Annotated in this window: 15 protein-coding genes and 1 tRNA gene; 13 read left to right on the plus strand and 3 right to left on the minus strand. The window is 41.7% G+C overall.

From position 1 onward, the window contains the following. Window positions 1-968 precede the first annotated feature (968 nt). Window positions 969-1,041, minus strand: a tRNA-Thr gene (locus H8Z79_RS12475). Between the two features lie 205 nt (window positions 1,042-1,246). Here H8Z79_RS12475 and H8Z79_RS12480 point away from each other — a divergent pair. From H8Z79_RS12480 to H8Z79_RS12510, 7 genes are all read left to right on the plus strand, one after another. Further along, on the plus strand, window positions 1,247-1,837 hold the full coding sequence (locus tag H8Z79_RS12480) for a Maf family protein (RefSeq protein WP_118040370.1): 591 nt from the start codon (window positions 1,247-1,249) through the stop codon (window positions 1,835-1,837). 4 nt (window positions 1,838-1,841) lie between these two features. Beyond that, window positions 1,842-2,507: an HAD family hydrolase gene (locus H8Z79_RS12485; protein WP_015541358.1), complete on the plus strand. Its 666-nt coding sequence runs from the start codon at window positions 1,842-1,844 to the stop codon at window positions 2,505-2,507. Then, window positions 2,500-3,306, plus strand: coding sequence for an HAD family hydrolase (locus tag H8Z79_RS12490; protein WP_118040372.1), 807 nt, complete (start codon window positions 2,500-2,502; stop codon window positions 3,304-3,306). The genes H8Z79_RS12485 and H8Z79_RS12490 overlap by 8 nt, the downstream gene beginning before the upstream one ends. Further along, window positions 3,306-3,563 (plus strand): hypothetical protein, encoded by a 258-nt coding sequence (locus H8Z79_RS12495; RefSeq protein ID WP_015541360.1) that lies wholly within the window; start codon window positions 3,306-3,308, stop codon window positions 3,561-3,563. The genes H8Z79_RS12490 and H8Z79_RS12495 overlap by 1 nt, the downstream gene beginning before the upstream one ends. 255 nt (window positions 3,564-3,818) lie before the next feature. Continuing rightward, on the plus strand, window positions 3,819-6,266 hold the full coding sequence (locus tag H8Z79_RS16955) for a hypothetical protein (protein WP_015541361.1): 2,448 nt from the start codon (window positions 3,819-3,821) through the stop codon (window positions 6,264-6,266). A gap of 118 nt (window positions 6,267-6,384) precedes the next feature. Then, window positions 6,385-8,442 carry a molecular chaperone HtpG gene (htpG, locus tag H8Z79_RS12505; protein ID WP_015541362.1) on the plus strand — a complete coding sequence of 686 codons (2,058 nt, stop codon included), beginning with the start codon at window positions 6,385-6,387 and terminating at the stop codon, window positions 8,440-8,442. A 313-nt stretch (window positions 8,443-8,755) separates the two neighbouring features. Further along, window positions 8,756-9,157 carry a sporulation initiation factor Spo0A C-terminal domain-containing protein gene (locus tag H8Z79_RS12510; RefSeq protein ID WP_225876987.1) on the plus strand — a complete coding sequence of 134 codons (402 nt, stop codon included), beginning with the start codon at window positions 8,756-8,758 and terminating at the stop codon, window positions 9,155-9,157. Here the strand turns inward: H8Z79_RS12510 and H8Z79_RS12515 are convergent. Beyond that, entirely contained in the window at window positions 9,123-9,623 is a 501-nt protein-coding gene (locus tag H8Z79_RS12515; protein WP_118040374.1) for a DUF5721 family protein, read from the minus strand. The genes H8Z79_RS12510 and H8Z79_RS12515 overlap by 35 nt on opposite strands. Before the next feature lie 154 nt (window positions 9,624-9,777). Here H8Z79_RS12515 and H8Z79_RS12520 point away from each other — a divergent pair, with 154 nt between their 5' ends. Continuing rightward, complete coding sequence (locus tag H8Z79_RS12520; protein ID WP_118040376.1) at window positions 9,778-10,617, plus strand: DegV family protein; 840 nt, start codon at window positions 9,778-9,780, stop codon at window positions 10,615-10,617. Between the two features lie 108 nt (window positions 10,618-10,725). Next, window positions 10,726-10,977 (plus strand): hypothetical protein, encoded by a 252-nt coding sequence (locus H8Z79_RS12525; protein WP_118040378.1) that lies wholly within the window; start codon window positions 10,726-10,728, stop codon window positions 10,975-10,977. A gap of 77 nt (window positions 10,978-11,054) precedes the next feature. Here H8Z79_RS12525 and H8Z79_RS12530 read toward each other — a convergent pair whose 3' ends face one another. Next, window positions 11,055-11,255, minus strand: a complete 201-nt coding sequence (locus tag H8Z79_RS12530) for a cold-shock protein (protein WP_005425201.1) — start codon at window positions 11,253-11,255, stop codon at window positions 11,055-11,057. A 273-nt stretch (window positions 11,256-11,528) separates the two neighbouring features. On the opposite strand from H8Z79_RS12530, the gene pyrF reads away from it, so the two are divergent. From pyrF to H8Z79_RS12550, 4 genes are read left to right on the plus strand one after another with little or no spacing between them, the layout of a single operon-like run. Beyond that, window positions 11,529-12,455 carry an orotidine-5'-phosphate decarboxylase gene (gene pyrF, locus H8Z79_RS12535; protein WP_015541367.1) on the plus strand — a complete coding sequence of 309 codons (927 nt, stop codon included), beginning with the start codon at window positions 11,529-11,531 and terminating at the stop codon, window positions 12,453-12,455. A gap of 19 nt (window positions 12,456-12,474) precedes the next feature. After that, the gene (locus H8Z79_RS12540) at window positions 12,475-13,257 is read left to right on the plus strand and encodes a dihydroorotate dehydrogenase electron transfer subunit (RefSeq protein WP_015541368.1); all 783 of its coding nucleotides are present in this window, start codon (window positions 12,475-12,477) and stop codon (window positions 13,255-13,257) included. Beyond that, window positions 13,254-14,159: a dihydroorotate dehydrogenase gene (locus H8Z79_RS12545; protein ID WP_015541369.1), complete on the plus strand. Its 906-nt coding sequence runs from the start codon at window positions 13,254-13,256 to the stop codon at window positions 14,157-14,159. The genes H8Z79_RS12540 and H8Z79_RS12545 overlap by 4 nt, the downstream gene beginning before the upstream one ends. A 34-nt stretch (window positions 14,160-14,193) precedes the next feature. Beyond that, entirely contained in the window at window positions 14,194-15,057 is an 864-nt protein-coding gene (locus H8Z79_RS12550; RefSeq protein ID WP_182279245.1) for a transglutaminase domain-containing protein, read from the plus strand. Window positions 15,058-15,109 lie beyond the last annotated feature (52 nt).

A 15,109-nucleotide genomic window follows, 5' to 3' on the forward strand; every position in this document is an offset into this window, starting at 1 on the left:
ATGCCAATAGGCAAAAATGAATTATGTTCCAACTATGGACGACAAAACGAGAACCCCAGTGTTGCAGCACTGGGGTTCTCTATTCCTATTTCGGGTATGGAAGGCTTAAATCCATAGGCTAGTTACCGACTACCGCTTGTCTAACCATTTGTTGATGAGGTGGCAAACCACACCAGCCGTAACAGCGATTAAAAATGAAATTATGTATTCCAACTATGTTCACCCCCTTCCCTTACCTGTCTAGGGGCGGTAACGTTACTAGTATATCATAAGTTAGAATAAAATGGAACGTCTTGTGCTGAGACGGGGATGAAATGTTACTTTTTATGAAGCAGAAAAGTTGACGAAAATCCTTTGCAGTATCAGGGATAAACGTCAACTTTTTGTTTGCAGAAAAATGCTAAAAAATGAAGGTACAATTTTAAAAATTAATTTCTTCAAATAATTGAATAACGCTTAAATGAATCTTTAAAACGATACTGCACATTGTCAGAATAAATATACATAACGAGTGCTGTTTTTTAGCTGATGTCGCACTGCTGCCACAAAAATGGAACTGGATGAAGCAAGTGGAGAATATAAAGTTGCAGGACAGAGAACCATGCAGGATTTTACTGACGGATTAAACCTGTCAATGCCGATGGTTCAGGCTATGTTCGGGAAGATACCTCTGATTTCGTCTTTAAAAAAATCATTAAGGAGCCGGAAGAGGTTGTTTTTACTGAAGATGAATTTCCGGTATATACTGAATATCTGGAAAGGTACTTAGATTAAAAAAAGCTTGGAATATTCTATTTATCATAAAAACAGAAAATCCATTGATCGGAAGAAAGAAATTTTGAGTAATATTCCAGATTTTCAGGCACAGAAAATGCCTAAAATAGGGTGAACGCATGTTTTGATTACTATTTTGACTACTATTTGATACCGAAACATCCGAAAACCCTTTAAAATAGGCAAAAAAATAAAGCTGCTGACGGGAATCGAACCCGTGACCTCCGCCTTACCAAGGCGACGCTCTACCGACTGAGCCACAGCAGCATTTACATATTTTGAGGGTAATTTACCGCTCACAGTTGATTATAATAGCAGAAAAACAATATACTGTCAACAGGTAATTTCAAATTTTATTCTATATATCTGGCGTAAATATGTTCTAATTATGAAAAATGTTTTTCGCGGTTGCACGATTTTGAGGGACAGGGTATACTGTTACCGAAGTAAAACAAAGAAAAGGAAGAACTTTATGAGAAAAATCATACTTGCATCTGCGTCACCGAGGCGGCGTGAACTGCTTGCGGCGGCAGGTGTTATTTTTCAGATATGTGCAGCAGAAGGCGAAGAAAAGATTACAGCAGAAAGACCGGATGAGATCGTCTGTGAATTATCTGCCCAGAAAGCTGAAGAGATCGCTTCGAAGTTTGAACTGGGAGATGGGACAGTGATCATTGGAGCAGATACGATCGTTTCTTATAAGGGTGAAATCTTAGGAAAGCCGTCTGATGAGCAGGCTGCATTTGAAACGTTGAAGATGCTGCAGGGAAATACCCACCAGGTTTATACCGGCGTGACAGTTCTGGTTAAAAAGAAGGGAAAATGGGAGAAACATTCTTTTGCAGAATGCACGGATGTTACTTTTTATCCTGTGACAGATGAAGAAATCCATGCATATATAAAGAGCGGGGAACCGATGGATAAAGCCGGAAGTTACGGGATTCAGGGAAACTTCGGTATCTATGTAAAGGGAATTCATGGTGAGTATACGAATGTAGTCGGCCTTCCGGTCGGAAGACTTTTTTATGAATTGAAGAAACTGGGGATTGAATTAAGAGGATAAACAGATGATAAAAGCATGTATTTTTGATCTTGACGGTACACTTGCAAATACGTTGGAATCTATGGCATATGTGGCCAATGAGATCCTGGAAAAACTGAAACTTACACCGCAACCGGTGGAAAACTTTAAATATTACAGTGGCGAAGGTGCAGATATGCTGATCAGACGCTGCCTGAAAGATGCAGGTGATCCGGAACTGATGCATTATGAGGAATGCCGCAGCCTCTACAGAGAGAAATTTGATGCAGATCCACTCTATAAAGTGGTTCCATATGATGGGATTATGGAGACACTGAAAGAACTGAAAAATCGTGGGATGAAGCTGGCAGTCTGCTCCAACAAGCCACATGTGGCAGCGGTGAAAGTAATTGCGCAGATGTTTGACGGATATTTTGACCTGGTGATCGGACAGAGCGATGCAATACGCCGAAAACCGGCACCGGATGGCCCGTTAAAGGCAGCACAGGAGTTTGGAGTGACACCGTCAGAATGTATGTATGTGGGAGATACCAAAACAGACATGGAAACCGGGAATGCAGCCAAGATGCATACGGTAGGTGTACTCTGGGGATTCCGCGACCGCCGGGAACTTGAAAGTAACGGTGCGGAAGTAATTGCAGAAAAACCGCAGGATTTACTGAAGATATGTGAGGAATGGAAAAATGATTAAGTTGGTTGCAAGTGATCTGGATGGAACGTTATTAATGAAAGGTGCGCAGAGCCTTCCGGAGGATCTTTTTCCGCTGATCAGACAGTTAAAAGAGTTAGGGATACTTTTTGTAGCTGCAAGTGGACGCCAGTATGCCAACATGAAAAAAATGTTTGCTCCGGTAGCAGATGATATGGCTTTTATCTGTGAAAATGGCGGGCTGGCAGTTTATCATGAAAAGGTAATGTATCAGAATTATTTTGATCAGAATCTGGTCAGAGAAATTGCAGAGTGTATTTATAACAGGGAAGGATCTGAATTTACCTGTTCTACAAAAGATTTCTACTATATAAAACCAAAGACAGAACATTTTCGTGACCTTATGCTTCATGTGGTTGGAAATGTCTGCATGGAAATTCAGAGCTTTGAAGAAATAAAGGAGTCATGCATGAAGCTTGCTGTGTATGAGCAGGGTGGACTGCAGGAAGACACGATTTACTACTGGAGAGAAAGATTTGGTGACAGGTGTACAGTTGTAACATCAGGAACGGCATGGGTGGATTTTATTCCTTTTACAACAAATAAGGCAAGAGGACTGGCAGAATACCAGAAAATTCTGAATATCAAACCAGAAGAATGCATTACATTCGGGGATGAATACAATGATATTGATATGCTGAAATCAGTTCCGTATGGATTCGCGATGGCACATGCAAAACCAGGTGTAAAAGAAGTGGCAGCATATGAAACGGACAGAGTACAGACAATATTGAAAAAGCTGATCAAAGCAAAAGAAAATATAGAGGAGGTGCTGAAATAATGTATTCAGAAGAAGCAGTAGAAGTTTTTCTCAAAGATCAGAGCAGACTTTATGATGAACCGGTCGCAGAGACACCGGAGGAAGCTCTGGAATTTCTGGAAGACTGTATGGCGGTAGAAGTGGAAAATATCAAAGAAGTCAGAGCGTATCTGGATGAGGCAGGTGCTGATGTCAGTGGAATGACTGATGAGGATCTGGAAGAAGCGTGTGAGGTATTTACATTGCCATCCGGTGGATATCTGATTGTAGAGGCCTGAGAATTCGAAACCAAAAGAAAAGTTGCGGAAATATCCCTGTCCAGCAATGAAAGGATGGGGATATTTTTTGTGTCTGAAGAACAAAATGGTGGAAAAGCACATATACGGGAAATCGTAAAATACAAATTACATCCGTAAAAAATGCTGTGCTATAATTTCTGACAGAAGAAGGGCAGAATGCCTGTTGAAAGGATAAAATAATATGAGGCGTGCAAAGCACCGCTTACAGAGAAAATTTTAAAAGGAGGATGACTTATGCGGAAAGAGAGAATTCTTGCAGTTATCATGTCAGTACTGCTGGCATTGTCGATACTTCCGATGACAGTATTTGCGGCAGAAACGACAGTGCTGGACGGTAAGCTTAAAATCCATGGGATCGTAGCTGAGGGAAAGACGCTGAGTGCTGATTTTAAAGAAGTAAATACGGAGGGAATGACAGAGGATGATGTCACTTATCTCTGGTCAAGAAAGACACTTGACGATGAAGCCGCGGAAAGTGCAGGGGAAACTCCTGAACTGAAAGAGCTTGGTAAAGAAAAGACTTATACAGTGACAAAGGAAGATATCGGTTCCAAGATCGTGCTGACAATTACCGGCAAAGAAGAAAACGGTTATAGCGGCACACTGACAGTAACTTCTGATGAAGTGGTTGATGCTGAGAGCGGAGCTGCAGCAGAGGCACAGACAGAGGATGCTTCCGAAGAAACAGGAGAAGATCAGACAACTGATGAGGAGAACACCGACGATCAGCAGGACAGTGCAGATAGCACTGAGGATACCGAAGCAGCAGGTGCAGAAACGGTAGATGAGATACCACCTGCGACTTCTAATGATCAGCAGACAGAGGGACAGGTGACAGAAGAACAGCCACAGGAAGAACAGCCGGAGCAGACTGGCGAGCCACAGGAAGTGCCGACAGAGGATACGTTGGTAAAGGATGACCAGATGGAAGATAATCAGCTGACGCAGCCGGATGATTCTGCTGAGGGAGAAGATAAGGCCGGTACTGAAACGGTAGATGGAATTCCGCCGGCAACTTCCGATGATACCTATCCGGCAGAGGATGGAAATAACGGAACGACAGAAGATCCATCGAACGAGAATCCATCAAATGAAGAACCGTCAAATGGAGAGCCATCAAACAAAGATTCATCAAACGAAGAGCCGTCAAATGAGAATCCGAGTCAGGTAACCGCAGATCAGATTACAATCGGAGAAAATGACAGTCTTACACCGGAGTTCTCTTTTGTACAGGACTATACAGCAGAGGATGCTACAGCAGCGCAGAAGACAGTAACATTTAAAAATAATAGTGATACAGAAGTGACTCTTTCTGTTACTGCATCAGGTGATGAGAATCAGGCAGCAACGGCGGTTTGGGCTGAGCAGACAGACGCGCAGACGAACACAGTTACAGTGAATTCGGGTGCAACAGCAACACTTACGATTACACCGGTAACCGGACTTGGCGCAAATGCGAATCCATATCAGCAGACATTTAAGGTCAATAATGTCAATGATCCGGAAGCGATGATGGAGATAGCTACAATCACCGCTACTGTGACGGTACAGGATATTTTACATGACCTTACCCCGAATCCGAATGAGACTCTGGACTTTGCGACGGCAAAGAATGGCTATTCTGCAGTTGACGCGAAGACGATCACATATACAAATAACGGAAATGTACCAGAGACAGTAATTATGCCGGTGAGTCAGAGTGGAAATTATGAGATCACTACAGAGGATTCTCTGACACTGGCGCCGAATGGGGAAGGCAGAATCACATTTTCCGTACGTCCTAAGGCAGGTCTGGCAGTCGGCAGCTATACAGAAACGATTAAAGTAGCAACAGAAAGCGGATTTGAAGCAACAACTCCGATTTCTGTAGCGTTTCAGGTGATCAAAGATACCGCGACCATTACGAAGATTCAGCAGCCATCGGCTGTCAGCGGACTTCCAAACGGTACCAAGAAAAGTGCTTCTTCATTGAATCTTCCATCCGCAGTTGTGATTGAAACAACTGCAGGCAATATGAAAGCGGCTGTTTCCTGGAATGTAAAAGGATCTTCTTACAGACAGTCTGCAACAGATGAACAGAACTTCACCGTATCAGGAACAATTACTCTTCCGGACGGTGTGGATAATGATAACAATCTGAATCTGGCGACATCCATAGATGTCAACGTAAAAGCATACAGTCCGAAGATGGCTTCTGCCGAAAATAATACAATCACCGGAATTGATTACAATGGTGTATATACGACTCAGTCAAAGATTTCCTTTACAGCAGTAGGTGCCGGAATGGATAATACATCTCCGCGTAAAGGAGATACACGTTATGAACCGAAGTCATGGACTGTACTCAATAATACTCTGGGATGGGATGCGGCACCGTATACAGCATCTTTTGGTCTGGCAAAGAGTGGAGACTACACATTAAAAGTTAATTTTGAGCAGCAGAAGTATGATGGAAATTCCTGGCAGCCGACCAATACAACAGATACACGGCAGGTATCATTTTCCATCACAAAGGCCAATGTGACAGCTCCGGGAGCTAATCTGACACCGGCAATCAGCAAGACAGGCGCCGTGAAGACAGGAGATAGTACGCAGATTCTTCCATTTATATGTATTCTGATTATTGCGGCCGGAGCAATCGGCGGAGTAGTATTTTACAAAAAGAAAAATAAAAACAAATAAATAAAAAATTTTTTGTTAGCACTCATTTTAAATGAGTGCTAATTTTTTCTTGACTTTTGGAAAAAAGGGGATTAGTATATAAAAAGACGAAAAAACGAATCTAAGGAGTGTGGATAATATGGCTGAAAAGCATGGAAATTTATCAATTAACAGTGAGAATATTTTCCCGATCATTAAGAAATGGCTGTATTCTGACCATGACATTTTTGTTCGAGAACTTGTATCCAATGGCTGTGATGCAATCACAAAGCTGAAAAAACTGGAAGTAATGGGCGAGTATACATTTGCAGATGATTATAAACCAGCAGTGCAGGTTGTAGTTGATTCAGATGCCAAGACCCTGAAATTCATTGATAATGGTATTGGTATGACTGCCGATGAGGTAGAAGAATACATTACACAGATTGCATTTTCCGGAGCAACAGAGTTCCTTGAAAAATATAAAGATAAGACAACAGATGACCAGATGATCGGTCATTTTGGTCTCGGTTTCTATTCCGCTTTCATGGTGGCCGATGAAGTACACATTGATACACTTTCTTTCAAAGAAGGTGCGACACCGGTTCACTGGACCTGCGACGGTGGTACAGAATATGATATGAAAGATGGCGACCGCACAACAGTCGGAACTGAGATCACACTGTTTCTGAATGATGAAAGCCTGGAATTCTGTAATGAATACCGTATGCGTGAGGTTATCGAGAAATATTGTTCTTTCATGCCGGTAAATATTTATCTTTCTAAAGCAAATGCAGAGCAGGAATACGAAACGATCGATGAAGCGGATCTGAAGGATGATGATGTTGTTGTTGAGCATATCCATGAAGATGCAAAGACAGAAGAGAAAGAAAACGACAAAGGCGAGAAAGAAGTTGTCGAAGTTTCTCCTGCAAGAGACCGTGTAAAGATTAACAAACGTCCGGTTTCCTTAAGCGATCCGAACCCGTTGTGGATGAAACATCCAAATGAATGCTCTGATGAAGATTATAAAGAATTTTATCGTAAAGTATTTATGGATTATAAGGAGCCACTGTTCTGGATTCATCTGAACATGGACTATCCGTTTAACCTGAAAGGTATTCTGTATTTCCCGAAGATCAATACAGAATATGATTCCATTGAAGGAACCATCAAATTATATAACAACCAGGTATTTATTGCGGACAACATCAAAGAGGTAATTCCGGAATTCCTGCTTCTTCTGAAAGGTGTGATCGATTGTCCGGATCTGCCGCTGAATGTTTCCAGAAGTGCACTTCAGAATGATGGGTTTGTTCAGAAGATTTCCGAATACATTTCCAAGAAGGTTGCTGACAAGCTGACCGGTATGTGCAAGACCGACCGCGAATCTTATGAGAAATACTGGGATGATATCAGCCCGTTTATCAAATTCGGCTGTATCAAAGACAGCAAGTTTGCTGAGAAACTGCATGATTATATCCTCTTTAAAGATATCGACAACAAGTATCTGACACTGAAAGACTGCATCGAACAGAATAAGAAAGCAGACACAGAAGAAAAGGCTGAAGATACAGAAAAAACAGAAGATACAGAGAAGAAGGACGAAAATAAAGAACCGGAAAAGACAACGATCTTCTATGTAACAGATGCTGTACAGCAGAGCCAGTACATCAACATGTTCAGAGAAGCAGGAAAGAATGCAGTGATTCTTTCTCATAACATTGATACAACATTTATTTCTCATCTGGAGCAGAAGGATCAGACAATTCAGTTCAAGAGAATTGATGCTGATGTAACGGAAGAACTGAAAGGTGAGGGTGCGGCTGACGAAGAAACAGCAAAAGCTCTGACAGAGCTTTTCCGTAAGAGTCTTAATATGGACAAGCTTGAAGTGAAGGTTGAAAACCTGAAAAATGAATCAGTTGCTGCAATGATGACACTTTCTGAAGAAAGCCGTCGTATGCAGGATATGATGAAAATGTACAATATGTATGGCATGGATCCGGGTATGTTTGGCGGTCAGGAGACACTGGTGCTGAATATAAGTCATCCGCTTGTTAAATATCTTGCTGAGAATCAGGAATCTGCTCATGCAGAAATGATTTGCCAGCAGTTGTATGACCTTGCAATGCTGAGCCACAAACAGCTTTCACCGGATGAAATGACAAAATTTGTGCAGAGAAGCAACGAAATTCTAATGCTTCTTACAAAATAAAAACGTCAGATATATAAGTAATCTCTAAAAATAAGAAGTATGTAAGCAAAGATTATTATAGAGTTCCCAAATGCGGTCTTGAGACTGGATTTGGGAACTTTTTTTAACAAACAAATTAATTCTTGACAACAAAAGATAAATCGAATATGCTGATGCGTACATGGTTCTTAAAAAAATTTTGGTTGAAAAAAATAAGGTTCTCTCTGAAAATGTCGTTTTTTCTCGAACTAGAACGAGTTTGGTATGCAAAAGAAAAATAAAAAGATTTTGTCGTATAATAATGACAAAACAGGAAAAAGCGGAGGGAGAGCACATGAGAAAAGTATACAGATTGATCAGGCAGCTGGGTATGACTTCAAAATATAAAGGCTATTATTATGTGGCAGAAGCAGTAATGATGTCTATGGAGCTTCAGGATTATCCGATTAAGATTACAAAAGATATTTATCCACATCTGGCTAAGAAGTTTAAATCAACACCGGTCAATATTGAACATGACATTCGTACAGTGATCAACGTCTGCTGGACAGCAAATAAGGAAACAATGGATCGGATAGCCGGTTATCCATTGAGATACAGGCCGACAAACAGCGAGTTTGTAGATATGCTGGCATATTATCTGGTGCAGACCGAATATGAAGAGGAAGAAGAACAAAATCCCCTGATGGGCAATCCACAATTTAAAGCCTGTCAAAATTTATCTGGCGGGCTCTGAAATAATCCGTAATAAAGGACTCCCAGATAAGTTCCGATGATTTATCAGGAAGAAAGCCGTCCGAGGAAATTCCGGATGTACAGAATAATTCATGGTTTTTGTACTGTAGATTCAGATTCAGTCCACGGATGGCAGGAACAGTGATCACATCAGAAAATGCAGGAAGAATTTGCGTTAACTGACTGGGGCTTAACTGAAAAGTAATTCGAAAATGCAGGGGTGGAAGTTTGCCTCGAATAATAGAGTAGCAATAAGCTTTCAATTCTTTCCATGGACAGTAGGGAGCGTTCTGATCGGCGAGCTGTTTACTGTCACTGTCAAAAAAATCTCTGTGGAGCTTACCATCGATCGTGAAACTGCAAAATGTTGTAATTGAAGCTTCGACAAGAGAAAAATCGTCGAAGGTCTGGCCAATCAGAAGCTGATTCATAAAATTTTTAACGTCATTTATTTTGAGTACAAGCATTTTTTTACTCTCCTGAATTAATGTAGCTTCTATTATAGATCAGAAAGAAAAAAAAGAATAGAGTTTTTCGAAAAAGTCTTTTCAAATATGTGGCTATATGTTAATATAGATGTGGTATTCGATACTACATATTATGGAAAAGAGGACGATATATTTGAGCTATAAAGTTGTTATAGATAGTTGTGGGGAATTACTTGATGAATGGAAGCAGGATCCACGCTTTGAATCAGTCGCTTTGACATTGAGCGTAGATGGTGTAAATATTATAGATGATGAAACATTTGATCAGGCCGATTTTTTGAAAAGGGTTGCAGAGTGCCCGGAATGTCCGAAATCTGCATGCCCTTCTCCTGAGCGCTATATGCGTGCATTCGACTGTGAGGCAGAACATGTATATGCGGTAACTCTTTCAGCAGAGCTGAGTGGATCTTACAACAGTGCTGTTCTTGGCAAAAATCTTCTGCAGGAGGATCATCCGGACAGACAGATTCACATCTTTAATTCGAAATCTGCATCAGTAGGTCAGACTCTGATTGCAATGAAAATTCAGGAGTGCGAAGAAGCAGGGCTTCCATTTGAACAGGTTATTGAGACGGTTGATGCGTATATTGAGCAGCAGCATACCTTTTTTGTACTGGATAATCTGGAGACGCTTCGTAAAAACGGCAGACTCAGCAAGGTAAAAGCACTTGTGGCAAGTGCACTCAAGATCAAACCGGTCATGGGATCTACAGAGGAAGGTGCAATCTGTCAGCTTGATCAGGCAAGAGGAATGAACAAAGCACTGGTTAAGATGGCACAGGCAATCGTGGAGAAGACTGCTGACAGCGGACAGAAGACTCTTGCAATTTCTCATTGCAATTGCCATGAAAGAGCAATTTTGTTAAAGAATGCGCTGGAAGAGCGGATGCCGATAAAAAAGATTGTGATTCTGGATACCGCAGGTGTCAGCAGCATGTATGCGAATGATGGCGGTGTGATCGTAGCGGTGTGAAGATCCTGTGAACAACGACTGTATAAGCGGTAAAGATGCTTCACTTTTTAATGATAGTGTGATATAATGACAAAAGCATGAGCTTATATAGCAAAGGAGATTCTTGATATGAGTCAGAAGAAAGTAGACAACTACAGAGCAGGCAAGTATGGACGTTCCAAAGCCGCCAGAAAGGAAAGAATCATCGACAAACTGGAAATCCTTGCATGGATTGCCATCTGCGTTGCGATGGTTGGCTGGATCGGATTTTCCGCCTACGCTAAAATTGAAGCAAAAGAAGCATCTACCGTGACAGAGACAGTTATGGATACTTCAGCAATCGACAATTATGTTTCAGGCCTTTCGTCTGATGCAGAGTAAATGAGATAATAAAAAACCCCGGGAAACCCCGGGGCTTTTTATTTGAAGGTTATGAAACCTGAAGTATCAGATGTTAATTATAATTTTGTAACGTTAGCAGCCTGCATTCCGCGAGCGCCTTCTGTTAAATCATAAGTTACTGCCTGTCCTTCGTCCAGTGATTTGAATCCTTCACCATTGATTGCAGAAAAATGTACGAATACGTCAGCGCCATCCTCTCCTGTGATGAAACCATAGCCTTTTTCTGCGTTGAACCATTTTACAGTTCCTTTGTTCATGATGTTACCTCCATAAAAATAAAAAGTTAAATGTCCATCTGACGAAAAAATCACCAGATTTTAGAGACTATATCGTTGGGTAATATATAATCTCTAAAAACTAGTGATTTTATATTAAGGTACTTTTCGTCTATGAATGAATTATAGACCGAGGGTATGAAAATGTCAAGGTCAATATGTAAAAAACACTTTATTAAATCGTCCTTTTCGTGTATGATATTGGTGATAATGTATATAAAACTATAGAATATAAATCATCAGGAGGAAGCAGTTATGATTAACAAGCTTATTGAAAAAATCCGTAAAACCAATGCACCGATCGTTGTAGGACTTGATCCGATGCTGAACTATATTCCGAAACATATTCAGGAAAAGGCATTTGTGGAGTTTGGTGAGACTCTGGAAGGGGCTGCAGAAGCGATCTGGCAGTTCAATAAAGGGATCGTTGATGCAACATATGATCTTATTCCTGCTGTGAAGCCGCAGATTGCCATGTATGAACAGTTTGGAATCCCGGGATTACAGGCATACAAAAAGACCGTAGATTACTGCAAATCCAAAGATCTTGTTGTGATCGGAGATATCAAACGTGGGGATATCGGTTCTACATCCGCAGCATATGCAGTCGGACATCTCGGACATGTACAGGTTGGTTCTAAGAAATATGCAGGATTCGATGAGGACTTTGCAACGGTGAATCCATATCTCGGATCAGATGGCGTAAAACCGTTTATTGATGTCTGCAAAGAAGAAAATAAAGGCTTGTTTATTCTTGTTAAGACATCCAATCCATCCAGTGGAGAATTTCAGGATCGCCTGATCGATGGTCGTCCGTTGTATGAATGGGTTGGCGAAAAGGTTGCTGAATGGGGCAAAGACCACATGGGCAAAGAATACAGTTATATTGGCGCCGTAGTCGGTGCTACCTATCCGGAAATGGGCAAAGTACTTCGTAAACTGATGCCAAAGACATTTATCCTTGTACCGGGATATGGTGCACAGGGTGGAAAAGGTGCAGACCTCGTTCACTTCTTTAATGAAGACGGACTTGGTGCAATCGTAAACTCTTCCAGAGGAATCATTGCTGCATACAAACAGGAAGCTTACGCAGAATTCGGAGAGCTCAATTATGCGGACGCGTCCCGTAAGGCAGTAGAAACGATGATCGCGGATATTGACGGTGCATTACAGAATCGCTAATGAGGGCAGGAGGAGACAGATGAGTACAAAGACTAAAGAAAATCTGACCGTTGTCAGTCAGGAAGAAATAGGCAAAGATATTTTCAGCCTCTGGCTGCAGACCGATCAGATGGCACAGTATGCACGTCCGGGACAGTTCCTTTCTTTATATACAGGAAATGCAGGTAAATTACTTCCGAGACCGATCAGTATCTGTGAGATTGACAAAGAAACCAGCCGGATTCGTCTGGTTTACCGTGTGACCGGAAAAAATACCGGTACAGAAGCATTTTCAAAGATGCAGCCAGGGGACAAGATCGAAGCACTCGGACCACTCGGAAATGGTTTTCCGCTCGAAGAAGCAGAGGGCAAAAAAGTCTTTCTGATCGGCGGCGGTATCGGTATTCCGCCAATGCTGGAGACTGCAAAACAGTTAAATGCGCAGAAAACAGCTGTTCTCGGTTACAGAGATGAACTGTTTTTGAATGAAGAATTTGCAAAATATGCAGATGTTTATGTGGCAACAGAAGACGGAAGCGCAGGAACAAAGGGCAATGTACTGAATGCAATTCAGGAAAAAGCACTGGAGGCAGATGTGATCTTTGCCTGTGGTCCGACTCCGATGCTTCGCGCACTGAAGGAATATGCGGCAGCAAATAATATCACCTGCTGGATTTCCATGGAAGAAAGAATGGCATGCGGAATCGGTGCCTGTCTGGCGTGTGTCTGCAAATCAAAAGAAATCGATGCACATTCTCAGGTACATAACAAACGTGTCTGCAAAGACGGACCGGTATTCTTAAGTACGGAGGTGGAGTTATGATAAATACAAAGGTAACTCTTGCGGGAGTCGAGTTAAAAAATCCTGTGATGACCGCTTCCGGTACATTTGGTTCCGGGGCTGAATACAGTGAATTTGTAGATCTGAACAAACTTGGTGGTGTTGTGACAAAAGGTGTTGCAAACGTGCCGTGGCCGGGAAATCCGACGCCGAGAGTGACAGAGACTGCCAGTGGTATGTTGAATGCAATTGGACTTCAGAACCCGGGAATTGATCTTTTCTGCAAAAGAGACATTCCATTTCTGAAACAATATGATACAAAGATTATTGTCAATGTATGTGGAAAAAGTACCGAGGATTATTGCGAAGTAGTGGAAAGACTGGCAGATGAACCGGTAGATCTTCTGGAGATCAATGTATCCTGTCCAAATGTCAAAGAAGGCGGAATTGCTTTTGGGCAGGATCCGCATGCACTTGAGGCAATCACAAAAGAAGTTAAGAAATACGCAAAACAGCCGATCATTATGAAGTTGAGTCCGAATGTAACAGATATTACAGAGATGGCGAAGGCAGCAGAGGCAGGCGGCGCAGATATTTTATCGCTGATCAATACGCTGACAGGCATGAAAATTGATATTTACAGAAGGACATTTGCACTTGCAAACAAGACAGGCGGCATGTCCGGTCCGGCAGTAAAGCCGGTTGCTGTCCGCATGGTTTACCAGGTAGCACAGGCAGTGAAGCTTCCAATCATCGGAATGGGCGGCATTGCAACTGCAGAAGATGCACTTGAGTTTATTATGGCAGGTGCGACGGCTGTTTCTGTAGGTACTGCGAATTTCTTTAATCCTTATGCGACGGTTGAAATTGCAGAAGGAATTGAGAAGTTTATGGCACAGCAGAAGGTTGAAGATATCAATCAGCTTATTGGTATCGTAAAATAATAAGCAAAAAAGAATGACAGCAGGAGGCGCACAGATGAAAAAGATTCGTATATTTTTGCTGATATTGGCAGCGATGTTTGCAGTGCAGATATACGAGCCGGTGACTAGCTGCGATGTTTATGCAGCAGCCAAAACAATTACAAAAAAATCTACAGCAAAGAAAAAAACTAAGAAAAAGAAGAATGGTTTTTATAAGGAATCATCAAAGAAATACTGTTATTACAAAAACGGCAAAAAAATCAAGAATCAGTGGAAAACCGTTAAAGGCAAAAAATACTATTTCGGCAAGGATGGATACGCACTGAGGGGGAGAAGATTGGTAAAGGGTGTCCGTTATCTGTTTCGCAAAGACGGAAGTCTTTATACAAGAAAATCCGCCGGATTTGTAACTTACCGCAATGAGAAATATTATCTCTATAAAAACGGGGCGCTTCGTATCGGATGGTTCAAAGTAGGGAGATATACATATTATGCAGATGAATATGGGATTCTGAAACATGATACAACCTATGCCGGGCTGAGCTTTAACAGTAATGGGCAGACGAAGGCAAATGAGGCCGCACAGTTAAAAGTAACTACCCGTAATATTATTAACAGAGTAACGAATTCAAAGATGTCAAAAGGACAGAAACTGAGAGCCTGCTATAATTATCTGGCATACGGCAATCATTTCTATTATTATGTATGGGCAGACCCGGATCTTAATGCAGATAAATGGTGGATTGGCTGTGCACAGAAAATGTTTGATCAGAGCAGAGGAAACTGTTATGGTTTTGCCTGTACATTTGCCGCACTTGCAAAGGAACTTGGTTATAATCCATATGTGATCTGCGGCAGGGTTCCGGGAAGCAGAGATCATGCGGCAGATGGTTTTATACAAGACATGGCTGGGTTATGATCAACGGAAAGCATTATGATGCCGAGGGCGCTTTTGCAGGATGGGGCGGATG

The organism is Blautia intestinalis, assembly GCF_014297355.1.
GTDB lineage: Bacteria > Bacillota > Clostridia > Lachnospirales > Lachnospiraceae > Blautia_A > Blautia_A intestinalis.

Coding starts and splice junctions, on each gene's coding strand:
- H8Z79_RS12480 (WP_118040370.1), top strand. CDS start 1,247: ATGAGAAAAATCATACTTGCATCTGCGTCACCGAGGCGGCGTGAACTG.
- H8Z79_RS12485 (WP_015541358.1), top strand. CDS start 1,842: ATGATAAAAGCATGTATTTTTGATCTTGACGGTACACTTGCAAATACG.
- H8Z79_RS12490 (WP_118040372.1), top strand. CDS start 2,500: ATGATTAAGTTGGTTGCAAGTGATCTGGATGGAACGTTATTAATGAAA.
- H8Z79_RS12495 (WP_015541360.1), top strand. CDS start 3,306: ATGTATTCAGAAGAAGCAGTAGAAGTTTTTCTCAAAGATCAGAGCAGA.
- H8Z79_RS16955 (WP_015541361.1), top strand. CDS start 3,819: ATGCGGAAAGAGAGAATTCTTGCAGTTATCATGTCAGTACTGCTGGCA.
- htpG (WP_015541362.1), top strand. CDS start 6,385: ATGGCTGAAAAGCATGGAAATTTATCAATTAACAGTGAGAATATTTTC.
- H8Z79_RS12510 (WP_225876987.1), top strand. CDS start 8,756: ATGAGAAAAGTATACAGATTGATCAGGCAGCTGGGTATGACTTCAAAA.
- H8Z79_RS12515 (WP_118040374.1), bottom strand. CDS start 9,623: ATGCTTGTACTCAAAATAAATGACGTTAAAAATTTTATGAATCAGCTT.
- H8Z79_RS12525 (WP_118040378.1), top strand. CDS start 10,726: ATGAGTCAGAAGAAAGTAGACAACTACAGAGCAGGCAAGTATGGACGT.
- H8Z79_RS12530 (WP_005425201.1), bottom strand. CDS start 11,255: ATGAACAAAGGAACTGTAAAATGGTTCAACGCAGAAAAAGGCTATGGT.
- pyrF (WP_015541367.1), top strand. CDS start 11,529: ATGATTAACAAGCTTATTGAAAAAATCCGTAAAACCAATGCACCGATC.
- H8Z79_RS12540 (WP_015541368.1), top strand. CDS start 12,475: ATGAGTACAAAGACTAAAGAAAATCTGACCGTTGTCAGTCAGGAAGAA.
- H8Z79_RS12545 (WP_015541369.1), top strand. CDS start 13,254: ATGATAAATACAAAGGTAACTCTTGCGGGAGTCGAGTTAAAAAATCCT.
- H8Z79_RS12550 (WP_182279245.1), top strand. CDS start 14,194: ATGAAAAAGATTCGTATATTTTTGCTGATATTGGCAGCGATGTTTGCA.